This is a genomic window from Streptomyces violaceoruber (genome assembly GCF_033406955.1).
In the GTDB taxonomy this organism is placed as follows: domain Bacteria; phylum Actinomycetota; class Actinomycetes; order Streptomycetales; family Streptomycetaceae; genus Streptomyces; species Streptomyces violaceoruber.
The window spans coordinates 7,493,486-7,515,952 of the sequence record NZ_CP137734.1 but is presented as its reverse complement, the minus strand read 5'-3'; the positions used below and the strand labels follow the sequence as shown (position 1 = coordinate 7,515,952).

Sequence of the window (22,467 nt, the reverse complement as noted above, 5' to 3'; positions counted from 1 at the left end):
CGCGGCCACTTCCGTGCCCTTCGCTCGCCTCTCCCTCCGCTTTCACCTTCCCGTTGGGCCTCGCCGGGCCCGCGTATGCAAGGAGCCTCGCCACACCTATGTCCATCCCTCTCGCAGACCGCGTCATCCAGCTCGCCTACGACCCAGGAATCACACCCAAAGGCGGCGGGTTGCCTGGCCTCGCCGTGCTGAAGAACGTGGTCAACAGCATCAACATGTTCGGGATCATCGCCGTCGTCGGCGCCCTCGCCGTCTCGCTCGGCGTATGGGCCTGGGGCCACCACACCGGTGGACACCAGGCCGAGGCCAACGGGAAGAAGGGCGCCGTCGTCGCCGCCGGCGCCGCCCTCGGTCTGGGTGCCGCGAACGGCATCGTGGCCTTCTTCTCCGGCCTGGGATCGCAGGTCCACTGATGCGGAAACGCTTCCCCTCCTCTTCGCTGTCCTCGTACGGCTCGGGCTGGACGACGAACCAGCGCATCGCGATCGGCGCCACCGTTGTCGCCGTTCTGCTTGCCCTCGCCGGGATCGTTGCCCTGCTGACCGGCGGTGGCAACGGCCAGCAGACTCCCGATGCCGCGCCACCGGCTCCCACGGACGGCCCATCCCACTCCGAGGCTGCTCCCAAGCCTTCCTCCGGGGCCGGGTCAGTGCCCAAGCCGCCGCAGATCGCCGAGCCGGTCGCCTACGCCAAGGCCGCGGCTCAGATGCTCTGGTCCTACGACACCCGCGACACCAGCCGCGACCAGCAACTCGCCGGCATGCGCGCCTGGATGACCACCGAGACCAAGTACGCCGACTGGACCTCGGTCGCAGGCCAGGTCCCCGACCCCGTGCTGTGGTCACGGATGGCCGACCAGGACCAGCACGCCACCGCCCACATCACCGAAGGCCACTACCCCGGCGCGTTCAAACAGGCGCTGGCCGAGGATCCGTCCGCGATCACCGAGGCGTACATCTACGTCGTCACCGTCAACGGCAAGCAGACCCTCAGCTGGAAGAAGGGCGGCGGCGGAGCCGAGGAACGCGCCGTGACCCTGGCCGTCCAGTGCCGCCCGAACCACGACTGCACCCTGGCCGCCATCGCACCGAGCGTCACGCAGTGACCCGCGCCTGAGACACGAAAGAAGGAGTAACTCCTCGTGGGTTTCTGTGATTTCCCCCTGGCGGACAAACTGTGCGCCGTCGGTGACGCGGTGGACTTCGCCTCGGACCCGGGCAAAGCCATCGGTGACTGGATGGCGAAGTCCGCCGGTGAACTGGCAGCCGCCGCAGCCGACCTGGCCGCCGAAGCCGTCAACACCACCACCAAGGTCGATCTGAACGCCGGGTGGTTCCGCGACAACTACGAAATGCTGTTGCCGCTGGGCCTGGTCCTGCTGGTCGCCACCTTCTGCGCGCAACTGGTCCGGGCCGCCATCAGACGCGACGGGCAAGCCCTTACCCAAGCATTCACGGGCACCGCGTCCGGAGTCCTGTTCGCCTTCTGCGCCATCGCCCTGACCACAGTCGCCATCGAGGTCGTGGACGCCGTCAGCGACGGCCTGTTCAAAGCCGCACACCTGAACATCGAATCGGCCGTGCGCCGCGTGGTGAAGGTCAGCCAAATCGGGGCGCTGTCCGGTCTCGGCTGGCTCGTCCCGGTCGTCACCGGGCTCGGCGCCGCCATCGGCGCCTTCCTCTACTGGTGCGTGATGATGGTCCGCAAGGTCGGCATCCTCGTCATGGTCACCCTCGCGGTCTTCGCCTCCGCCGGCGGCGGCTGGGAAGTCGCCCGGCGCTGGCGCAAGGGCTGGATCGAAGCCACCGCCACCCTCGTCGTCTCCAAGCTCCTGATGACCGTCATCTTCGTCCTCGGTATCGCCGCCATGGGCAAGACCGAAGCCAATGACGGCATCGCCGCGCTCGCCGACGTCATGTCCGGCATCGTGATCATGGTCCTGGTGCTGCTGTGCCCGTACGCCGTCTTCAAATTCGTGCACTGGGCGGCCGACGGCACCGACGGCGAGTCCATCCACCGTGCCGGTGGCGCCGGGGCCCAGATCGCCAAGGCGCACGCCGAGAAGGCCGCCCGCAAGGCCGCCGCAGCCGCGGCCACCGCCGGCACCGGTGGTGCCGCAGCCGGAGCGGGCGCCGCACCGCAGGGTCCTGATGCCGGCGGAGGCTTCCCCGGCGACGTCGCCGCCAACCCGACCGGCGGTGGCGGAGAAGGCAAGGACGGTGCGCAGGGCGGCGGAACGGGAGGCTCACCCGGCGGTGATGCCGTCAAGTCCGGCCTGGAGAAGGCCGTCCAGCCCGCGCCGACCAGCGTGTCCGACGACACCAGCGGCCAGGTGGGAGGCAGCCCCGGACCCGGCGGATCCGGCGCGAATGCCGCGTCCGGCCAGGGCGGCGGATGGCAGACCACTCCGCCGACAACGACACCGCCTCCGCAGGGCGCACCCCCGTCCTCCGGCTCGCAGGATGCCGCGTCGAACGGCTCGGCTCCGCCGCCTCCGACCGGCCTCTGATCCCCCGCCCGACTTTCGGGGGCGGGACGTGTACACCACCTCCCGCCCCCGGATTCCACCCGCGCCTCCAGGATCCGCCCCCATGTCTGATCTTTCTGTCGCCCCGGTCACGGTGAAGTTTCCTCACCGGAGCCGCCGCGGCATCCTCCTTGGCCTCTCCCTGCCCCAGCTCGTCCTCGTCTCCTGCACACTGGCCCTGCTGCTGATGACGGTGATCTCCACCGGGTTGCTCGGCGCCGTTGCCCTGGCACCGCTGTGGGCGGCATCCGGTGCACTCGTCGCGATCCGCCGGCACGGCCGCTCTCTCATCGACTGGGCGCCGATCGTCACCCGGTACGCGCACCGCCGCCACACCGGCCAGACCCTCTGGCTCGCCCGACCTGTCACCAGGCCCCGGCAGGACGGCCTCCTCCATCTGCCCGGCACCGCCGCTTCCCTCAAAGTCGTCACCCCCGGCGATTCCGCCAACGGAGCCGCAGCCGTCCACGACCCGCACCAGCAGACCCTGACCGCCATCGCCCGCGTCACCAGCCGTGCCTTCGCCCTCCTCGACCCAGCCACCCAGAACCACAACGTGAGCAGCTGGGGGCGCGCGCTGGCAGGTATCGCCCGCACCGGGCACGTCGCCACCGTGCAGGTGCTGGAGCGCACCGTGCCCGACAGCGGTGACACGCTCACCCGCCACTGGACCCAGAACGGGCAGCCCCAGACCCCCGTCGCCGGACAGATCTACTCCGAACTGGTCGCCTCGGCCGGCCCGGCCGCCGCTCCGCACGAGACCTACCTCGCCATCTCCCTCGACCTCAAGGCCGCCCGGCGCCTGATCAACCAGGCCGGCGGAGGGCTGCCCGGGGCATTCACCGTCATGCAGCAGACCACCGCCTCCATCGCCCAGGCCGCCCGCAACGCCGGCCTGATGGTCACCGGATGGCTGAGCGCGCGGGAGATCGCCGCCGTCATCCGCACCGCCTACGACCCCAAGGCGCTCGCCGCGCTCCAGCAGTGGTCCGAGACCGGCCGCGCTGAGGCCGACCCCGCAGCCGCCGGTCCCGTCGTGCAGTTCGAGGAGTACGACCGCCTCGCCACCGACAGCGCGCGGCACGCGACGTACTGGGTGGAGAACTGGCCGCGCACCGAGATGGGGGCAGGGTTCCTACACGGGATCATGTTCACGGCCGGCGTGCGCCGCACCCTGTCCCTTGTTTACGTGCCGCAGGGGCTCGAGTCCGCGCTGCGGGACGTCCAGCGCAAGAAGGCCGCGATCATCGCCGACGCCAACGAACGCGCCCGCCGCGGACAGGTCGACTCCGAAGAGGATTCCGTCGAGTACGCCGACGTCAAGACCCGCGAACGCCAGCTCATCGCCGGGCACGCGGACGTGGCCCTGACCGGCCTGGTCACCGTCACCGCCGAGACCGACGCCCTCCTGGACGCCGCCTGCGCACAGATCGAGACCCACGCCGTCACCTCCGGCGTCGATCTGCGCAGGCTCAACTACCAGCAGCCGGACGCCTTCGCCCTCTCCGCGCTCCCACTCGCCCGCACCGCCCTGTGAACCAGCAGTTCCCGTGCACGCCCTGGCCCACTGCACTCCGGATCACCCGCGACGGAACACCCGTCGCCGCCCTGCCGACCGGCAGGAAGGACCACCACCTTTGACCTCTCCCCCGCGCCCCGACGACGCGCACCCCTACCTCCGCGCCGCGAGCGCCGGCATCCGCCACCACACACGCGCCCTGGCGCCGCCGGACGCAGACCCGCCCCGGCCCGTGGACCGGGTGCACCTCGACGTACTGCACGCCCACCTCACCGCCCTGCTCCAGCTCCTGGACCGGCTCGCCAACCACACCCGGCCCCCTCACCCGGCCGCCGGACGCCACCTGGCCACCGCCCACACCAGGCTCTGGCAGGCCACCACCGAAGTCCACGCCGCCTTCCACCTGCTGCCCGGCACACCCCAGGCCGACGCCGAGACCAGCGCCTGTCATCCGGAACGGCTCCCCGAGGGCCCGCCCGTGCTGACGATCTGCCAACGCCACCTCGCCGCCGGACACGTCGTCCGCCGCAAGACCACCCCCACCGACCTCCGCCCGCACACCACAGCCTGCGTGCGATGAGCACCACCCGCAGAATCGAGGGCCCCCGATGAGCCACCGGCCCGCCCGCCGCGCCCGCCGCGCGTCCGCCAGCCCGCTGTTCACCCCCCACGGCACCGACCGCGCCAGCCGCAAGGCCGCACGCCGCCAGCTCGCCGAGGCCACCGCCAAAGCCCGCGCCGAAGCCAGCGCCCACCAGAGCGAAAGCACCCTCCCCGAGCAGCAGATGCCCGCCCCGCTCTACCCACCGAGCGGACGCCCCGGTCCCGCCTCCGCCCGCGGGAACCGGCTGAAGCTCCCCGCCCACCGCATGACCACCGCCGTCGCAGCCGGCGCCTACCCCTTCCTCGCCGAAGGCGGACTCGGCGCCGAGGGCATCTACATCGGCCGCGACGTCCACGCCGAAGCATCCTTCGTCTTCGACCCGTTCGCTCTGTACGGCAAGGTCGAGGGGTTCACCAACCCGAACCTGCTGCTCGCCGGCGTGATCGGCCAGGGCAAGAGCGCGCTGGCCAAGTCCTTCGCGCTGCGATCGGTCGCCTTCGGGTACCGCGTCTACGTCCCGTGCGACCCGAAGGGCGAGTGGACTCCGGTGGCCGAAGCCCTCGGCGGCCGGTCCGTCGCCCTCGGGCCCGGACTGCCCGGACGCCTGAACCCCCTGGACGCAGCCCCGCGCCCGGACAGCGTGGCCGAGGCCGACTGGGTCGGCGAGATCCGCAAGCGGCGCCTGCTCCTGCTCGGCTCCCTGGCCAGGACCGTACTGGGCCGGGACCTGATGCCCATGGAGCACACCGCCCTGGACGTCGCCCTCGACGCCGTCGTCACCCGCGCCGCCGACACACACCGCACCCCGCTCCTCGGCGACATCGCCGCCACCCTCAACAACCCGACCGACCTCGATGAGGCCGCCGGGATAATGTCGGGCCAACTCGGCGACGCAGCCCGCGACCTGGCCCACGCCATGCGGCGCCTGGTCCACGGCGACCTGGCCGGCATGTTCGACGCCCCCTCCACCGTCGCCTTCGACCCGAACGCGCCGATGCTCACCATCGACCTCTCCCGCCTCGGCGGATCCGGAGACGACACCGCCCTCGTCCTCGCGATGACCTGCGCGAGCGCCTGGATGGAATCCGCCCTCTCCGACCCCGGCGGCGGCCGACGCTGGATCGTGTACGACGAGGCATGGCGCCTGATGCGGCACGTCGGCCTGCTCCAGCGCATGCAAGCCCAATGGAAACTCTCCCGCGGCCTCGGCATCGCCAACCTCATGGTGATCCACCGGCTGTCCGACCTGCTCACCGCCGGCGACGCCGGATCACAGGGCCGCGCCCTGGCCGAGGGCCTCCTGGCGGACTGCTCCACCCGGATCATCTACCGCCAGGAGACCGACCAGCTCCACGCCGCCGCCTCCCTGCTCGGCCTGACCTCCGTCGAGATGGACGCCATCGCCCACCTCAACCGAGGGCGCGGACTGTGGAAAGTCGCAGGTCGGAGCTTCATCGTGCAGCACCTCCTGCACAGCCACGAACTGGCGCTCTTCGACACCGACGCCCGTATGCACTGAGGAGCAAAAGGCCCGTGAAGCCCGATTTCCAACGCGCCCTGATACCGCGGACGACGCGCTCCACCTTATCGGCGCACTCAACGCCATGAAGGACAAACTGCACGAGCCGCCCAGCGGTGGGAGCTGCTCGACGAGAACGGGCACGTTCCGGTCGCGCCGTCCTACACCGCGCTGCTCCAGCACGCCACCGATGCGCAGGACCTCTCACGCGAGGTCCTCCGCCTGGCCGACGCCTTCGCCCGGAGCCCTCACCACACCACCCGGACCAGCCGGACCGTCCTGAAGCAACTCGCCACGGCCGCGACCATCTCCAGCCACGCAGCCCCGCACTTCACCGAGACCGCAGAGGCCGCCCTGACCCTGCCCCGGACCACCAACCCCACCGACCGGCACTACCTCACGAATCGCATGGTCATCGACCACGCCTCAGCGCGAGCCTTTCTGCGGCGTGCCTCGGAATCCCTCCGCGACGCAGCCAAGGAACTCGACGACCACCTCGGCGTCCAGCGCTTCCTTGCGCCTCTGACCCGCCGGGAGGGACCGCCGGAACCACCGCCGTCCCGGCCTGGCGGTCTCCACCGCTGACCGCACCAGAGCCGTGAACTGCTCGTGCAACAGATCGCCACCCCGGTGCAGTCCGCCCGCAACGACCCGCAGCCCGCACCAGCCCCGAAGGACTCCTGCATCATCCCCCGCGACCCAGACTTCGAGCTCTACGACAACGTCGGCCGCGACGCCGACCAGATCCAAGCCGCCCGGTACAACCTCGCCATCCGCGGCGACTTGAAGCGGTGGGCACAACGCGACGCACAGCCCTTCCGCGCCGCGTACCCCCTACCCGACCAGCCCTGGCCAGCGCCCGACCTCACCCCGTACCTGGACGCCCTCGCCGCAGCCCGGACCCCGGCGGAGATCGACGCGGTCACCGACCACGTCCTGGACGCCGCCGAACCCGCACTGCGCGCCCTGAGTGACTACCTCGTCGCCGCAGCACGGTGGAAGCAGGAAAACCGCGACGCGGCCAAGGGATCGCCTTCGCACCTGCTGATGACAGCGGCCAGCCGGGCGCTGTCCGCCCTCGCTCTCGCCGACGAAGCCGGTCTGAACAGGCTGCGCGCCGCTTATGACCCGGCCCCCGCCCCCACAGCGTCGGCCGACGCCTCGCGTGGAGCTACCGCGAGCTTGCCGCCCGCTCCTCCCTCCACCGGCCCCGGGCCTCGCCGTTAGCTCTTCTCCATCGGTCGTGCCCGTGCGCGCCCTGACCCACTGCACTCCGGCTCACCCCGACGCCACAGCCGTCGCCGCTCTGCCCGCCGGCAGGAAGGAGCACACCCTTTGACCTCTCCCCCACGCCCCGACGACCCGCACGCCTACCTCCGGGCCGCAAGCGGCGGCAGCCGCAGGAGGAGCCATGGCCGCTGACGAAACGACCACTCCAGAACCCGGCCAGGTACCGCTCGCACCGCTGCCCGACCACCGCAACGTGCACACGCCGTGGTGGCAGGAGCTGTGGCGTCGCCACGCACACGTCATCACGCCGCTTCGGGCACGCGGGCTGCAGTGCGACATCGAATTCGGCCTCAGCACCTACAACGTGCGCGTCTCGCTCCCCGACGACAGCTACCTGGTCATCAGTCCGCCGCACGACCCGCCCTCCGAGCGACCGCCCGGAGAGCCGGAGGGCTGGATCGCCACTCGCGAGCACCCCGACGACCAGACGCTGTTCGAGGTCATCTACGACTCGGCGCCCTCCAACGATCCCGGTGCTCCCCAGCGGCCCGAAGCCCGCCACGGCGGCAGCGCCCAACCTCTGATCGAGGCGATCGACCACCGCCTCGCCCAGCTGGGGCTGCTACCGCACCCCGTCTTGCCCCACGAAAACTCACACGTTCCCCCAGCCCAGCCGTCACCCCTCCCGCCACGGGTCCTCCCGCCGGCATCGCCGAAAGCCGCCCCACCGGCCAGACGCACGCCCTGACTTCTTCCCCTTGCGAACCCTTGGAGCCTCCATCCGCACCGCCCGCCGTACTCTGCCGCTGATCATCGGCGCCGCCTGCCTCACCCTGGCCCTCACTGGCTGCTCCGACAAAGACGGCCCAGCCCAGGCCCGGCAGACGCCCAGCGCCAGCACCGCCCCGAAGCCCGCGCCCGCTCTCAACGCTGCTCAGGCCCGCGACGTCATCACCCGCTATTCCAAGATCAACAACGAGGCCAACGCGGACCGCGACCGGCGCCTCCTCGACACCGTCGAGGACGGACCCCTGTACGCGATGTCCGTCTCGGACTACACCGAGACCGAAGGACTCCCCGCCAAGGACCGCGAGCCGTACGAGCGCTGGTCCTACGACCTCGCCAGCGCCAAGCTGTACATCCCCCGCCTGGCCGACGGACAGGACCGCTGGTTCGCTGCCGCCCTCTCCAGCGAGAAGGGCAAGGCCCCCTCTCGCCTGGCCGTGTTCGCCGAACAGCCCCACCACAAGCGCTGGGAGATGGTGTCCGTCGTCGACCTCGACAGCCAGAAGCTGCCCGACGTCGCCCTGGACCGCGAGGGATACGCGACCGCCGTCGCCGCCAACGACAACAAGCAGCTGGCCGCCGACGCCGACCTGCTGCGTACTGCCGTGCTGGACAACTTCACCACCGGAGGCACGAACACCGGAAGCAAGGTGTTCGCGCCGACCAAGGCCAGCAAGCGGCAAGTCAAGGTCCACAGCGATGCCGCAACACGCTTCGGCGACAAGGGAACCAGCGTCTTCGACGAAGCCGACAACCGCTTCACGGACGCCTACGCCCTCAAGACGGAAGACGGCGGCGCGCTGGTCCTCTTCTCCCACACGCACACCCAGACCGACGCCGTCGCGCACTCCGGCCTGCAGATCAACCCCGGCAAGGAAGACCGGGCCTGGCTCCACGACGTGCCCCGCATGTCCATCCAGTACACGTTCGTGTGCAACGACGCCGCCACCGTCCCCGCGAAGGCCGAGCCCTCCCGCCTGATCGGCTACACCTGCGCCCGCACCGACGCCTCCGGCCCCCCGGTCCCCTCCTGGTCACACCGCGCGTAGCCGCACCCGCCCGCCACTTCGACGGCCACCGAGGACATCCCCCGCCCCCTCCTCGCTCCGGAGATCTCCCTGTCCACACACTCCTTCATCGCCCGCCCCACCGCCGGCACGGGGTACAGCGGCATCCACGTCCAGCTCGACGGCGTGCCCAGCAACCACCTCCCGCTCCTCCTGGCCGCCTACCAGTACAAGTTCGGACGCGACGTCGAGGCCATGGCCCAGCACCTCATCGACGACATCGCCGTCGGCTGGGACGAACTCGGCACCAATCTCCTCGACGACGCCCCGCCCACGCTCGTGGCCACGCTGACCGGCGGCGAACACTGGCCCAGCCGGACCCTCGATCACCTGATCACTCCGGACGGCTCGCCCCCGGTGCGCATGACGGTCACCGACACCACCGCCAGCGACCTGGGCATGCCGTGGGGCTACATCCTGCATCCGCAGGGCATCGAAGTGATCAGCATGGCTCACACAGGCACGGGCCCCCTCGTGGCCTGGGACACCGACCCCAGCACCCCCTTCAGCGACCACCCGGCGCACTGGCCCGCCATCACCACACGCCGGACGCCCACCACCTCGCGCACCGCGCGCCCACCGCGGCCCGCTGCCGGTGCAGCGCCGACCGGGCCTCGCACGGCTGCCCGCCGCTGACCCGCACCGCTCTCATTGCCGGAGACTTCCCTGCCCGCTCCCCTGATTACGGTCGTCATCGCCACCCGCCTGCGCGACGACCGCCTCGACTACCTGACCGCTATGCACGCCAGCCTCACCCGGCAGTCCGTGCCGTGGGAGGCCGTGATCGCGCTCGACGGCACCACACCCGAGCGCCTGCCGGCCGCGCTCGCGCAGGATTCCCGCATCCGCACACTGACGCTGCCCCGGCCGGTCGGCGCCGCCTGCGCCAGGAACCTGGCGCTCACACACGTGCGCACCCCCTACGTCAACTGGGCCGACGATGACGACCAGTTCACCGATGACGCCATGTCCGTACGGCTGGACATCCTGGAATCCACCGGAGTCGGCTGGTGCGCGGGCTGGAGCGAGGACCAGCACCCCGATGGCTCGACCCGTCTGTGGCGCTGCCCGACCCCGCCCGGCTGGCACGAGGCCGGCGACGTGTGGACCTATTGGAAGACGCCGACGGACACGATCCCCATCGGGCCGACCACGATCCTCGCCCGCACCGACCTCGTGCGCGCAGCGCCGATGGGCGGCCTCGTCCAGGGCGAGGACTACTGCGCGGCCCTCGGCGTCACCACGCTCGCGCCCGGAATCCTGCTGCCGGTGCCCGTGTACCGCTACCGCAAGCACCCCGGGCAGATGACGGCCCAGGTCGGATATGACCAGCTGGAGGCGGCGGCCCGGGAGCACGCCTGGGCGTACGGCCGCAGCCTGCGCGCCGTCCTGCGCGGTGGCGAGGACCTGGTCCGTGGCTGAGGCGCAGATCATCCTGTCGCACAGCCGGGAGTCGGGGATCGTCGCCATCGCCTCGGGCGAGCAGTATCCATGGGCGCACACCGCCCTCACCGAGAGCGGCTTCCAGCGAGCCGACGACGGCGTCTGGCACCTGCCCGCGGACGGCACCCAGACCACCGTGGTCGATCTGGTCACGTGCGCGAAGCGGCACCGCGCCAGCGTGCACACGAGCAGCCGGCGGTACATCGGCGACGCCGCCCGTGACCTCGCGCGCCTGCTGCCCGGCCAGTGGCACGCCTCGGTCGAGATCTATGCGCACCCGGCCTGGCAGGAGGACCTGGTCCCGTGGATCTGGGACAGCGGCGACCTCGTCCGCGCCGTCCAGAGCGAGCGGATCCCTTACGCCGCGGTCCTCACCGACGCGGCGCAGGGCACCACACTGTTGTTCGTCGAGCGGCCCGGCCATCATCTCGGCTACCTGGTGGGCGCCTTCTCGCCGGAAGGGCTCGAAGGAGGCTACGGCGATCCCCACGCTCCGCCCAGCATCGTCCTGCCGCCGTTTCCCGGGCGGGCTGCCCAGGCCCTCACCGACCGGTACCTTCCCGCCTACGAGCAGGCCGTCCATGCCCGCCAGACGGCGGCCATCGCCGGCGTGCTCGCAGACATCCGCTCCGAGCACGACGCCTGGCAGGCCATGAACGCCTCCGGCAGCTACAGCGACGCCACCCCGCTGAGCGCCGCCGCCCTCGGCGCCTCGACGGAGCTGTTCCTCGACCACGCCTGGCGCCGTTTCCTGACCGTCGTCGACCACGCCCCGACGCTGCTCGACCGGTGCCGGCCCGCGAACAGCCCGTGGCCCGACGACGCCTCAGCCCTCTCCCGTCTGGCCGACGCCGTGAGCGATGCCGAAGCCCTGCTCGACGAGATCGTCCACGGTGATGCCGTACCGGAGCAGGAGCGCCGAGCACGCGCGTGGCCGGCGATCGAGACGTGGCTCACCGACGGCGACGCGTTCTTGCGCCAGGCCCGCCTGAGCGCACCCCACCGCCGCCCGGCCCTCCCCGTCACAGCCCCAGCCCGCCCCCTCGCTGCGGCCCGGCCGGCGTACCGCAGCCACTGACCGTTCCCCACGACAAGTCTGGAGATTCCCGCCCCTTTGCAACCCGGCACCCACTTCTCCTTCGGCGACCACAAGGAACACGGCTTCGTCGCCTCCTTCACTTCCTCGATTCCCCAGCACCTCGCCCACTGGTTCCTGGAGCGCGAGCAGTTCGAGCCCGTTCCCGGTGAACCCGGGCTGTACCGCCTCAGCGAGCCCGAGCGCGACGGAGTCCGCCGCACCCGCCAGGCCGTCCACGACCTGCGCCGCCACGGTTACACCGTGCAGGCCGACATCCGCCTCAATCCGGCCCTCTCCGCCGGTCCGCCGCGCCCTGTCCGGCCCCACGGGCTCCAGGAGCGCCGCAGCAGGCTCGCCCAGGCCGCCGCCGGCCGAACGACGCAGCGCTCCACCCCGCCCACCACCTACCCTCCGTCGGCCCGGCCGATCCCGCCGAAGCCCACCTACGCTCCCACCGTCCACCTGACGGCCGCAGCCGGCGGGCGGTCCCGATGACACCCACGAACAGCCCGGCCCCCGACAGTCCTTTGCCGACAGCGTCCGCACTGGCCAGCAAGGCACGCGACTTCCGGCTGCGGATGGCCGTCATCGACTGCGAGACCGATGCCGCCCTCGACATGACACGCGACCGCCACGGCCGCACCGTCCACGCAGACGCCGCCGCAGCCGCACGAGCCCACCGTGACAAGGCGGCGGTGGAGGCGTACACCACCCATCTCGCCCCGCACGCCGAGGCTCTCCTCGATGCCGCCCGACTCGCGCTCGACGAGTTGCCGCCCGCCCGGCACCTGACCGGGTGGCGGGCCGTCCTGGACGGCCTGGAATCCTCCGCCGCCGAAATCCGCCGAGCCCTCGACCGGCCCGCCGCGCCCGGCTCCCCCGCCGAACGCGCTCAGCACGCGGCCCTGTGGCCGCACCTCACCGCCTGGGCGGACCACAGCCCGATCGCCAGCAACCTCGCCGACCAACGCGACGGCCAGCACCACCAGGCTCCGCTGACCGACGAGGAACAGCAGCTGTGGACCGACAGGGCCCGGGCCGCGCAGACGCGTGGCGCGCTGGAGCTGACCGAGTCGTGGTATGCCGCCGACGGACAGCCGATCACCCTCGCTTACCTGGTCGAGGACGACGACTCCACAGTGGTCGCGCTGCGCGGCGCCCCGGGCGTACCGGGCTGGCAGGTGATCGGGCACTTCGCCCACGAGTACGAGGCAGGCAAGGCCCTGCCCGCTCCGGTTCCGCCCGGTGTGCTGCGCTCGGACATCTCCCGGTTCAACCGTCCGGCTCCGGCCCCGGAGCTGTCCCTGCAGGACCTCATCCGCGACGTCGTCGAAGGCCACAGTGCCGGTGACGCATCGAATGCTCTTCTGGGAGCTGTCCAGCGCGGTTACGCCGCCGGCCCGATGGTCCGCCTGCAAGAACTTCTGGAGACGAGCGGCCAGTTCGCCAGCGCCCTGGAGACCGTGCAGGGCCGCCAGATCGCCGCCCGCCTCTCCGCGCTGGGCCGGCAGATCGAGTTCCTCACCCGCGAAGTCGAAGAGGCAGCCGAGGACCTCGGTGCGACCGTCGCCGTCCTGCCTCCGCACCGCACCCCCGTGCTGCGCGCCCGCTCGCGCCCGGCCGTGGACACCACACCGCCCGCGCCGCCGCCCCGCGCCAGCACGACGGCCCGCCACCGTTAGGAGATCCGCGTTGCCCGAAGCAGCAGCAGAGCCGTTCATACCGATCCGGCACACCATCACCGGCGAGATCACCACCACCGGCTACAACGCCGCCGCCCGGCGGATCCTGCTCCAGGACGGCTTCGAAGAGACGCCCGGCTGCGCCTGCCGAGTGACGGGACTCGGTACGGAGCAGGCGCGCGGGGCTGCCCGGCAACCAGCCAGCTGCTCGTCGCCGGCCGTCCCGTGCCCCTGGACCGAGCCCTCGGCCGGCCGGTGAGCGCCGACGGTACGCCCCGGTTGGCCCGGTCGCCGATGTCGGCACAGCCCGTGATCCCCTCCGAGAGCGGCCGGCCTCTTTAGCGCATCGCCCACCCCGCCCCCACCCACACCTGTTGAAGGGTTCTCGTTTTGACCACACCCGGGCCTACCAGATCAGCGCGCACCAAGGGCGGCGAACTACGGGCCAAGGTGGCCCGACTGCTGGCCGACCGGCCGGCGGACAAGCTCACCATAGGGGACATGGCCAGGCAGCTGGGCCACTCCCATGGCGCCGTCCGCAACGCCGCCCTCACCCTGGTGCGACGGGGCGAGGCCGACCAAAGCGGGACCGGGCAACCGCAGTTCCGCGCGAACGCGAAAACTGCCGCAGCCGCGCAGAGGGCTGTGATCAGCCCACCGGGCACCCACTCTCCCCGCGCCCAGGCGGCCACGACCCGTACGACCTACACCGCAGCAGCCGCGCCCAAGCAGACCGGCCCGATCCGCCGCGCGGGGGGCCAGCTCTACCACCCCCGGGAGCTGGCCGATCTGCCGGACGTCGAGGCGTTGAATCGCTTGCGCGACGCCGACGTGCCGGTACTGCTCTACGGCCCTCCGGGCACCGGCAAGACGAGTTTGGTCGAGGCGGCGTTCCCGGACCTGCTCACCGTTGCCGGTGACGGTGACACCACGGTCGGCGACTTGATCGGCGAGTACACACAGGACGACGCGGGAGCCTACGTCTTCCAGTACGGTCCGCTGGTCACCGCGATGACCGAGGGCCGCGCCCTGCTGATCGACGATGCCACCTTGATCTCACCGAAGGTCCTGGCGGCGCTGTATCCCGCGATGGACGGGCGCCGGCAGATCCAGGTCAAGGCCCACAAGGGCGAGACCATCAAGGCCGAGCCGGGCTTCTACGTGGTGGCGGGCCACAATCCCGGCGTCCACGGGGCGGTGTTGACGGAGGCGCTCGCGAGCCGTTTCAGCGTGCAGATCCAGATCGGCACGGACTACGACCTCGCCCTGGCCTTGAGGATCGATGCCCGGGTGGTCCGGGTCGCCCGACACCTCGCCCAGCAGGTCGAACTCGGCGAGCTGGGCTGGGCCCCCCAACTGCGGGAACTGCTCAGCTACCAGAAGACCGAGGCCGTCCTCGGTACCAAAGCCGCGCTCGCTAACCTCGTCGGCATCGCTCCTGTGGAGGATCGCGACGCCGTCGCCGACGCCGTCACGAAGGCTGTCGGCATCAAGAGGATCGCACCTCTCACCCTCGGCAAGCAGCTCCCCGCCTCAGCCGCCCGGCAGCCTCCGGGCAGCACCGGCTCCGCACACCGGGGCCGCCCGCGATGAGTGCCCACCACCACATCCAGTCCACGCCGGAAGACGACGCCGACCTCGCGCGCTGGGACGACGACGGCGCCCCGCCCGCGCAACCCCGCTCCTCCCCGGCCGCGTGGCTGCGCGTGGGAGCCGAACTCGGCGACCGGCTGGTCGCCCTCTCCGGCCGCCAGGACCTCCTCGTCACCTGCCGCCCCGGCACGCGCAGCGGCGCACCCGCCGCCTACTTCCCCACCCTGGGCGAAGTCGAGTTCGACGCCAACCTGTTCGCCCCACTCCAGCCCCACGAGATCCATCCGCGGATCGAGGGCGACGAGGAGCGGTATCCCGCCGCTTGGGGCGTGTTCGTCCACGAGGCTGCGCACGCGGCCCACTCCGTCTGGACACAGCCTGCCGGAGCCAACCCCCGCGTCGTCGAGGCCGCGCTCCTGCTGGAGGAGAGCCGCGTCGAAGGCGCACACCTGATCACGCGGCCCACGGACCGCACGTACCTCCGCACCAGCGCCCGAACCCTGGTCATGCCCGACATCGCCCACCCCACCCTCCAGGGCATTGAGCAGGCCGCCGCCGCGGCAGCCCTGATCCTCGGCCGCCGGGACGTCGGCATCCTGGACGCGGGCGAGACCCGGGCCGTCGCCGATCTGTGCGAAAAGGTGCTGGGCGCAAACCTGCTGACCACCCTCACCCGCATCTGGACCGCAGCTCACCAGTGCGCCGACCACGACGCCACGGCCATGCTCGCGCACGGTCAAGAATGGTGCGACGTTCTGGACGCCGCGGCCCCCGACCTGCCCGTGCCGGAGGGCCTCTCCGATCTGCTGACCGGCGCCGTGAAGGTCGTCATGGACCACGCGGCAGCCACCGACGCGGCCGACCTCGCGGCACAGGACGCAGCGGCCAACGCCATGGCGTCGCGCTCCAAGGCGCAGGCTCAGGACCGCGCCCAGCGAGCCCGCCAGCGACGCACAGCCGCCGCCACCGCCAAGTCGGTGTTCAACGCCCGTAGCACCACCGTCCACCCCGACGGCACACCGGCACCCTCCGGCAACCCCGTCACCGGCACCCGCAGGCCCACCGCCGCCGAGCAGAGTGCCGCCGCGCGCCTGAGCCGCGCCCTGCGTGCCGCCGCCTACCGCGAGCGGACCGAGGAACGGACCACCAGCCCCACCCCGCCCGGCCGCCTCAACATGCGCGCGGCCCTCGCCCGCGACGCTCAGCGCGCGGCCGGGTCGGTCCCCACAGCGGAACCGTTCACCCACACCCGCCGCCGGAACTCCCCCACCCCACCACTGCGTGTGGGGATCGCCGTCGACGTCTCCGGCTCCATGCGTGCCGCCTGCGCGCCCGTCGCCTCCGCTGCCTGGATCGTGGCACGCGCAGCAGCCCTGACCGACCCCGACTCCCGTACCGCCACCATCGCCTACGACAGGCACCTGACCGCACTGACCCGCCCCACCCACCGAGCACCAGAGCGCGTGACGACGTTCGATGCCACCGGCGGCCACCACAACCTCGCCAACGCCATCGACGCACTCGACCACGGCCTCGAACTCAGCCGCCCCGGCGCCGGCCGCCTCCTCGTGATCGTCACCGACGCCCACTACGGCAGCGACGAAACCGCTCAAGCCGTCACCCGCGTCAAGCAGCTCACGACCGCCGGCTGCGCCGTACTCCAGCTCACCCTCACCGCGGAATCCCGCCACTTGCCGGGGACCACCTTGCTGCACCTGCCCCAGCCCTCCAGCGCTCCCGCCGCCATCGCCAAGGCGGCCACAGACGCCATCCGCAGGACCCGCTGAGACGACGCAGAAGGCGAAAGCGTCCCCGAGACCACCGCCAAGCACTCCAGATCACCCCCGTCCGTCGCATGACTCGTGCAACCCCAACCGTCAACGAAAGGCACTCGATTTGAAGCCCCAGACCAGCAGCCCGACCTCGAACGTAACGCCCATCAAACGGAATTCCCCGGGGGTAAGTACGCACTGGACCGTGGAGCACGCCTGCTCCCACCGGGTAGATCACGACCTGTCCAACCGCCCCGCCGACAAGCGGGCCGGCTTCGCCCGTTGGCTCGTGTCGAAGGACTGCACCGACTGCTGGAAGGCGGCGCGCGACGCCGACTCCGCGTCCAAGGAGAAGTGGCTCGCGGAGAAGCGCGCCGAGGAGCAGGAGGCAGCCGCCACCTGGGCCAAGCAGTTCGACATGCCGCAGCTGGAGGGCCCGGCCAAGGCCCTGGACTGGGGTGAGCGCTCCCGCCATCAGCTGATGATGGCCGCGCACACCGCCCTGGTCGTCGAGGGCAGTTGGGACGAGGCGGACTGGGCGGAGCTGGAGGAGAAGGCCCGCTCCATAACCCGTGCCGGTTGGTGGATCGACCAGCGTGACGCCGAAGACACTGACCTGCTCGAACTCCTCGACGCAGCCACCGAGGCGGACCGCGGGACGGAGAATCCGTTCCGCTGACGGCGGGACGGAGAATCCGTTCCGCTGACGGCGGGACGGAGAATCCGTTCCGCTGACGGCGGGGCAACATAGCCGGGAAACGCCGGTTAGCCAAACCGGCGTTCCTCCGGACTATTGATGCTCCCACCCCGCCAGCCATCGCGTGGAAGGAACCGCGTGCTCCCTCCGTCCTGGGACCATCAGCCCACCCCCGTCACCGCCCGCACCCCCGACCCGCTCACTCCCACCCGAGATATCACTCACGCCCACTTTCAGGCCGGGGACACCGTCGTCGTCCTCAAGGGGGTGGCCGGCGGAGAACTGTGGGGAGACTCCATGCGCATCGTCGCCCCCTCCTGGCACACCCCCACCGACGAGGACGGATGGCGACTGCGTGACCCCACCGGGGGTGCCCAGTCCTACGTCACCGCTCACCCCCGCTACCTCGTGCACCTCTCGCGCCGCTGCCCGGACTGCCTGATCTACCTGCGGGCCATGGAAGACGCCCTCCTTACGCGGTTCGCCGGCCGCGACGAGCTGATCGACTGCTGCTGGTACACCACCAGCGCCCTGGGCCAGCTCGTGCACACCGCAGACACCAGGGGCGGCCGGTGACTCCCCCCACGAACCGCCCGGACCGTGCCGCTGCGCTCCACAAGGCCAGGGCCCGAGCCACCGCAACTGCGGACGATCCGTCCTGGCCGCTGCACCTGGCCGAAGACCTCCACGGCATCCGGGCCGACTGGAAAACCTCAGCCGAGGTGTGCGCGGACGCCGCCTGGGCGGCACGGTCAGCCGGTCGCAGCGTCCTGGGCCTGCTGTCCCCGGAGGATGTCCTCGCAACGAACCGCGATCCGATCACCACCCGCACCTTGGCGCATCTGTACCTGAGCGCCCTGCGGTTCGACTTCCGCTGCCCCACCCTCCAGCGCCTCGTCGAACAGCTCGCGCAGACCGCGTGTCAGCCGCTGGACTGCTACACCCGCGCCCTGTACGCCTTCGCGCTGCTTGGCCAGTCCCGCCCCGAGGGCCTGATGGTCATGGACGAAGTCCTCGCCATGGCCGAGGAGCACCCCAAGACCCTGCACGTCCTGCTGCACGGACTGTGGCTCGGCCAGGACCTGGACGAGGGTGCGGAGCGTCTCCTGGCCCTCAGCTTGCGGCCCGCCCTCGCCACCGGCACCGACCCGATCGTCCTCTTCCGCACGGCGGGTGCCCTGCGCCGGCTGGGCCGGTACGACGAGGGGCTGAGCGCCATCGACAGGGCGATCGACTGTCTTCCGCCAGGAGACATCTCGGTCCACGCCGACCTGGTGCGCGAGCGCTCGCTGCTCTGTGCAGCCCGCGACCTTCATCAGCACCGGTCACCCACCCGCGCGTCGAGTGGGGTGCCGTCGTGATCCCCCGCCTGCATGCAAGGGCCCACTCGCCGCGCGAGCCGCTGGCCGAGGCGCTCGGGCGGCCCCTTTCCCCGAACGAGGGCCTGACGGAGTACACCGTGGTCGCCCACTGGCCGGGCCTGGACTACTACACCCCGGACGACGAGCAGAGGACCTGGACGTCCGTTGAGTGGGCCGAGCACCTCGAAGATCCGTACCTGGAGCATCCGTTCGCTGCCAGCCCGGACGACGACCGGCACGCGATCCTCCATCTCGACGTCCGGCTCCATCCGGACGACCGGGAGCTGACAGGTCCCGAGTGGTCCGAAACCGCCCACCGGTTCGCGCGGGCCGCTGGTATCGAGGTACCTGGCGCCGCAGAGCACGGCTGGCGGTGGATCGCTGTCCAGGGCCAGCCCGGACGTCTGGATCTGATCGCCAACCTGATCCACCTCGACGGCACCTGGCGCACCCCTCCCGCCGACATCCTGCGACGGCTTGCGGACGAAGCGCGCCGCATCGAGCAGGACCTGCACCTGATCCCCGTCCGCACCGGCACCACGCAGTGGTCCGCTGCCCGTACGGTCCCGACCGCATCGGCGCAGCTCGCTGGCGTCCTCACGCAGCTCGCCGACGAACAGGCCGGCCCGCTGGCCACGGTCCGCGGACTGGTCGAGCACACCGCTTACCGGATCGCCCGCCAACCGGGGGCTGCCGGCACGGACACGGCGCACCGTCTGGAGCTGATCGCCCGCCGCCTCCACGCGATTCAGCAGGAGCTGGACGCCACTGCGGCCCATCTAGCCCAGCCCCGGACCGCCGCCGCACCGGCCGCGGCCCGGCGCACCACCCACCGATCTCCGTAGGAGAAACGTCTCTTTGCCCCGCACCACCGGCCGCTTCCTGGACATCCGCCGTGACCCGCACTCCGGCGAACTCCTCGCCCGCGGGGGCGACGCTGAGGCGCACAGCCTTCTCCAGCGCGCGGGATTCGTCGCGGTCGTCCGCCTCCACGAGAGCTACCACCGCGCCCCCGTCGGCCTGACTGAGGACGAGGAGTCCCGTCTCGCCATCGATGCCGTAGGGCGCCTGCGGGCCGTCGGGTACCACGTCGACTGCGACGAGCCCTTCGACACCGAAGCCCGCCCCGCGGCCTATCCCACGCTCGGCGCCTCGGTCTCCCACCTCGCAGAACGCCTCCGCGAGGCCACCGACACCGCCGAGGCAGCCGACATCCTCACCGAACTCACCGCGCCCCACGACGGCATCCTCGCCGGGTTCGAGGAAACCCTCGGCGCCCTGGCGGAGTTCTTCGATGGGCTCGGCGACGCGAGCGATCCGTACACCGCCGGGCGCCTGCGCTACCTCGCCGACGCATACGTCCGCGTCATCCGCTCCGACCTCGCGTACACCCGCGAACGGCTGGCCGACCGGCACGCCCCTCACCCCGGACGCCGCGCCTGCACAGAGCAGGTTCCCGACCATGAGCCCGAACGCTCCGCGGTGTGCGCCTGCCCGCCCCCGCCGCGTGCCCTGCCGGCCCCGGCACCGCCACCCGTCGGTGCCACCCGCCTGCGCCGCTGAGCCCCTTCAACTGCCCAAGGACACCATGCACGACCACGACATATCCGAGCGCCTTGCCTCTTACGCCGACGTCCTCGCCGGCGAACTCCCCGACACCTGGACCAGCACCCACCTGACGGGCGACGCCAAGGACGACCTTGCCGAACTCACCGACCGCATCTGGGACCTGGACCTGGTCGCCGCCTCCCTGGCCGAACACCCCCTGCAGCAGGCAGCCGTCCTCAGCCGCCCCGACGGCGCCCAGCTCGTCCTGATCGACCGGCACGACGAACGCGACGGCTTCCTCCTCGCCGCCGTCGCCCCGCACGCCCTGCCGGACGAGGCGTACCGCGGCGTCCCCGAGCCCAACGGCATCGCCCTGACCGACGACCCGTTCCTCGGCGCCGAGCAGGTCGCCGGCGATCTCCTCGTCCGCTACGACCGTGCGCTCGCCCAGGTGAGGCACAACGCCCTGGACGGCATCCAGCCCTCCCAGCCGGACCGGGTCGTCCTGACCTGGCAGCCGGACGGCAGCGTCGCCACCGCCCCCGCCGACGACCGGGCCAGCACCATCCTCGCCGCCCACGGCTTCATCCAGGACCCGCACAGCGGCATCTACCGCCTGAGTGGCGACGACACCCAGGCCCAGGCCCGCGCGCTGCGCGAGATCGGCCCGCAGCTCGACGCGCTCGGCATCGGCACCGCCCTCCAGCACCCCGCCGGACGCCACGCGCCCACCTCCGCCCCGGCCTCCATGCCGCCGGCCCCCGCCGGCACCCGCACACCCACCGCCAGGACGCGATGAACCAGACGGAGCCCGACTTCTGGGTCCTGGAGTACGTCACCATCACCAAGGACCCCCGCACCGGTCTGGTCGTGGCCATCGGCGGCACCGAGCAAGCAGCAGACATCCTCCAGCGGACCGGCGGCTTCCTCACCTCTCCCGGACCCCGCGGGGACTACCACCGTCTTCCGCACGGCCTGCCCATCGAGCAGCAGCGCCTGAAGGCGACCACCGCCTCGCACGCCCTGCTCGCCGCCGGCCACAGCGTCCACCTCGACCCCGCCCTGAACATGCTGGCCGCCCCCGACGGCGACCGTGACGCAGCCCTGCGCTACCTCACCCAACTCGCCGAGCGCGCCTCGGCCGCCGAGACCAGCAGCGAGGTGGCCGAAGTCCTGACCGAGGTCGCGGCCCCCGTGCACGGGCTGCTGCCCCTGACCAGAGAAGTGATCGTCCGCGCCTGGATCGCCGCCAGTGATCTCCACGGCGCCGCGCCCGGCGAGGAACCCGAGCCCATCGCACGGCTCGGCAGCACCGCCAACTCCCTGAGCGAAGCCGCCCGCGTCATCCTGCACGCCCGCAACCACGCCGCCCGCCCGGCGCAGCCGCCAGCGACCGCACCGGCCCCGACATCGGCAGCGGGCCGTGCACCGTCCCCGGTTTCCCGCCGCCGCTGCCCCCGGAGAAGAAACGTATGGCCAATCTGGCCGACGAGTACGGCACAGACGTCGAGATCTACATCAAGGCCCTGACGACCACCATCCACGCCGACACCCCCACCGGCGCCCCCGCCGGCCTCCACGACCTGCTGGAACAGCTCGGCCTCGAACGCCACGAATACCCCACAGGCGAGCCGCTCTACGTCTGGCACACCGTGCCCGATCACCTCGGTGCCGAGGAGCAGAAACACCTGGCGAACCGTGCCATCCCCGCCCTGCTCATGGCCGGATACACGGTCAACTGCGACCCCGAAGTCTTCGACGAGGCCCTCTACCAGCAGGCCGTGCACCGCCTCCAGGCGCGCGCGGCCCGACCCGCCCCGCAGCAACCGGCGCCCGCCAGTCCCCCCTCGCACTCCGCACCGGTCCGCCGCACCCCGTAAGCCCGGGCGGCCCCGGCACCCCGCCGGGGCCGCCCACCCCCCCCCGCCCGATTCCACGGAGAAACCCGTAGCAGAACGCACACCCGCACCGATCAGCCATCGGCTCAAACCCCGGCTCGCAACCGCCCTGTTCCGCCGCTATCTACGCGCCTGCATCACGG

25 protein-coding genes are annotated in these 22,467 nt (G+C 71.7%); all 25 read left to right on the top strand.

Going from position 1 to position 22,467, the window contains the following annotated elements:
• Positions 1-98: 98 nt before the first annotated feature.
• The 25 genes from R2E43_RS33715 (at position 99) to R2E43_RS33595 (ending at position 22,306) form a co-directional block, all read left to right on the top strand.
• On the top strand, positions 99-413 hold the full coding sequence (locus R2E43_RS33715) for a DUF6112 family protein (RefSeq protein ID WP_114873026.1): 315 nt from the start codon (positions 99-101) through the stop codon (positions 411-413).
• Entirely contained in the window at positions 413-1,105 is a 693-nt protein-coding gene (locus tag R2E43_RS33710) for a hypothetical protein (RefSeq protein ID WP_332056881.1), read from the top strand. The genes R2E43_RS33715 and R2E43_RS33710 overlap by 1 nt, the downstream gene beginning before the upstream one ends.
• A gap of 36 nt (positions 1,106-1,141) precedes the next feature.
• Entirely contained in the window at positions 1,142-2,509 is a 1,368-nt protein-coding gene (locus tag R2E43_RS33705; RefSeq protein ID WP_332056880.1) for an SCO6881 family protein, read from the top strand.
• 82 nt (positions 2,510-2,591) lie between these two features.
• Entirely contained in the window at positions 2,592-4,064 is a 1,473-nt protein-coding gene (locus tag R2E43_RS33700) for an SCO6880 family protein (protein WP_332056879.1), read from the top strand.
• Between the two features lie 100 nt (positions 4,065-4,164).
• The gene (locus R2E43_RS33695; protein WP_332056878.1) at positions 4,165-4,626 is read left to right on the top strand and encodes a DUF6238 family protein; all 462 of its coding nucleotides are present in this window, start codon (positions 4,165-4,167) and stop codon (positions 4,624-4,626) included.
• A 28-nt stretch (positions 4,627-4,654) separates the two neighbouring features.
• Positions 4,655-6,169 (top strand): VirB4 family type IV secretion system protein, encoded by a 1,515-nt coding sequence (locus R2E43_RS33690; protein WP_332056877.1) that lies wholly within the window; start codon positions 4,655-4,657, stop codon positions 6,167-6,169.
• 609 nt (positions 6,170-6,778) lie between these two features.
• A complete protein-coding gene (locus R2E43_RS33685; protein WP_332056876.1) occupies positions 6,779-7,396 on the top strand; it encodes a hypothetical protein in 618 nt (205 codons plus the stop codon).
• Between the two features lie 184 nt (positions 7,397-7,580).
• Complete coding sequence (locus tag R2E43_RS33680) at positions 7,581-8,147, top strand: hypothetical protein (RefSeq protein ID WP_332056875.1); 567 nt, start codon at positions 7,581-7,583, stop codon at positions 8,145-8,147.
• A gap of 10 nt (positions 8,148-8,157) precedes the next feature.
• On the top strand, positions 8,158-9,234 hold the full coding sequence (locus R2E43_RS33675; protein WP_332056874.1) for a hypothetical protein: 1,077 nt from the start codon (positions 8,158-8,160) through the stop codon (positions 9,232-9,234).
• A 144-nt stretch (positions 9,235-9,378) separates the two neighbouring features.
• Positions 9,379-9,888 (top strand): hypothetical protein, encoded by a 510-nt coding sequence (locus R2E43_RS33670; protein WP_332056873.1) that lies wholly within the window; start codon positions 9,379-9,381, stop codon positions 9,886-9,888.
• 42 nt (positions 9,889-9,930) lie between these two features.
• A complete protein-coding gene (locus R2E43_RS33665) occupies positions 9,931-10,674 on the top strand; it encodes a glycosyltransferase (RefSeq protein ID WP_332057142.1) in 744 nt (247 codons plus the stop codon).
• The gene (locus R2E43_RS33660; protein ID WP_332056872.1) at positions 10,667-11,773 is read left to right on the top strand and encodes a hypothetical protein; all 1,107 of its coding nucleotides are present in this window, start codon (positions 10,667-10,669) and stop codon (positions 11,771-11,773) included. The genes R2E43_RS33665 and R2E43_RS33660 overlap by 8 nt, the downstream gene beginning before the upstream one ends.
• 36 nt (positions 11,774-11,809) lie before the next feature.
• Entirely contained in the window at positions 11,810-12,268 is a 459-nt protein-coding gene (locus R2E43_RS33655) for a hypothetical protein (RefSeq protein WP_332056871.1), read from the top strand.
• Positions 12,265-13,455, top strand: coding sequence for a hypothetical protein (locus R2E43_RS33650; protein WP_332056870.1), 1,191 nt, complete (start codon positions 12,265-12,267; stop codon positions 13,453-13,455). The genes R2E43_RS33655 and R2E43_RS33650 overlap by 4 nt, the downstream gene beginning before the upstream one ends.
• 37 nt (positions 13,456-13,492) lie before the next feature.
• The gene (locus tag R2E43_RS33645; RefSeq protein ID WP_332057141.1) at positions 13,493-13,714 is read left to right on the top strand and encodes a hypothetical protein; all 222 of its coding nucleotides are present in this window, start codon (positions 13,493-13,495) and stop codon (positions 13,712-13,714) included.
• 191 nt (positions 13,715-13,905) lie between these two features.
• On the top strand, positions 13,906-15,048 hold the full coding sequence (locus R2E43_RS33640) for an AAA family ATPase (RefSeq protein ID WP_332056869.1): 1,143 nt from the start codon (positions 13,906-13,908) through the stop codon (positions 15,046-15,048).
• Positions 15,045-16,835, top strand: coding sequence for a vWA domain-containing protein (locus R2E43_RS33635; RefSeq protein WP_332056868.1), 1,791 nt, complete (start codon positions 15,045-15,047; stop codon positions 16,833-16,835). Before R2E43_RS33640 ends, R2E43_RS33635 begins: the two co-directional genes overlap by 4 nt.
• Positions 16,836-17,025: 190 nt before the next feature.
• The gene (locus R2E43_RS33630) at positions 17,026-17,499 is read left to right on the top strand and encodes a hypothetical protein (RefSeq protein WP_332056867.1); all 474 of its coding nucleotides are present in this window, start codon (positions 17,026-17,028) and stop codon (positions 17,497-17,499) included.
• A 156-nt stretch (positions 17,500-17,655) separates the two neighbouring features.
• On the top strand, positions 17,656-18,093 hold the full coding sequence (locus R2E43_RS33625) for a hypothetical protein (RefSeq protein ID WP_332056866.1): 438 nt from the start codon (positions 17,656-17,658) through the stop codon (positions 18,091-18,093).
• Complete coding sequence (locus R2E43_RS33620; RefSeq protein ID WP_332056865.1) at positions 18,090-18,878, top strand: hypothetical protein; 789 nt, start codon at positions 18,090-18,092, stop codon at positions 18,876-18,878. The genes R2E43_RS33625 and R2E43_RS33620 overlap by 4 nt, the downstream gene beginning before the upstream one ends.
• Positions 18,875-19,723: a relaxase/mobilization nuclease gene (locus R2E43_RS33615; protein WP_332056864.1), complete on the top strand. Its 849-nt coding sequence runs from the start codon at positions 18,875-18,877 to the stop codon at positions 19,721-19,723. Before R2E43_RS33620 ends, R2E43_RS33615 begins: the two co-directional genes overlap by 4 nt.
• A gap of 13 nt (positions 19,724-19,736) precedes the next feature.
• The gene (locus R2E43_RS33610) at positions 19,737-20,441 is read left to right on the top strand and encodes a hypothetical protein (protein ID WP_332056863.1); all 705 of its coding nucleotides are present in this window, start codon (positions 19,737-19,739) and stop codon (positions 20,439-20,441) included.
• A gap of 25 nt (positions 20,442-20,466) precedes the next feature.
• A complete protein-coding gene (locus R2E43_RS33605; protein ID WP_332056862.1) occupies positions 20,467-21,225 on the top strand; it encodes a hypothetical protein in 759 nt (252 codons plus the stop codon).
• Entirely contained in the window at positions 21,222-21,956 is a 735-nt protein-coding gene (locus R2E43_RS33600) for a hypothetical protein (RefSeq protein ID WP_332056861.1), read from the top strand. The genes R2E43_RS33605 and R2E43_RS33600 overlap by 4 nt, the downstream gene beginning before the upstream one ends.
• A complete protein-coding gene (locus R2E43_RS33595) occupies positions 21,899-22,306 on the top strand; it encodes a hypothetical protein (RefSeq protein ID WP_193458592.1) in 408 nt (135 codons plus the stop codon). The genes R2E43_RS33600 and R2E43_RS33595 overlap by 58 nt, the downstream gene beginning before the upstream one ends.
• The last annotated feature ends 161 nt before the right edge of the window (positions 22,307-22,467 follow it).

Excerpts from the sequence above, each read along its gene's own strand:
- R2E43_RS33680 (WP_332056875.1), top strand. The coding sequence starts at position 7,581 with ATGGCCGCTGACGAAACGACCACTCCAGAACCCGGCCAGGTACCGCTC.
- R2E43_RS33635 (WP_332056868.1), top strand. The coding sequence starts at position 15,045 with ATGAGTGCCCACCACCACATCCAGTCCACGCCGGAAGACGACGCCGAC.
- R2E43_RS33595 (WP_193458592.1), top strand. The coding sequence starts at position 21,899 with ATGGCCAATCTGGCCGACGAGTACGGCACAGACGTCGAGATCTACATC.
- R2E43_RS33600 (WP_332056861.1), top strand. The coding sequence starts at position 21,222 with ATGAACCAGACGGAGCCCGACTTCTGGGTCCTGGAGTACGTCACCATC.
- R2E43_RS33690 (WP_332056877.1), top strand. The coding sequence starts at position 4,655 with ATGAGCCACCGGCCCGCCCGCCGCGCCCGCCGCGCGTCCGCCAGCCCG.
- R2E43_RS33700 (WP_332056879.1), top strand. The coding sequence starts at position 2,592 with ATGTCTGATCTTTCTGTCGCCCCGGTCACGGTGAAGTTTCCTCACCGG.
- R2E43_RS33605 (WP_332056862.1), top strand. The coding sequence starts at position 20,467 with ATGCACGACCACGACATATCCGAGCGCCTTGCCTCTTACGCCGACGTC.
- R2E43_RS33710 (WP_332056881.1), top strand. The coding sequence starts at position 413 with ATGCGGAAACGCTTCCCCTCCTCTTCGCTGTCCTCGTACGGCTCGGGC.
- R2E43_RS33650 (WP_332056870.1), top strand. The coding sequence starts at position 12,265 with ATGACACCCACGAACAGCCCGGCCCCCGACAGTCCTTTGCCGACAGCG.
- R2E43_RS33715 (WP_114873026.1), top strand. The coding sequence starts at position 99 with ATGTCCATCCCTCTCGCAGACCGCGTCATCCAGCTCGCCTACGACCCA.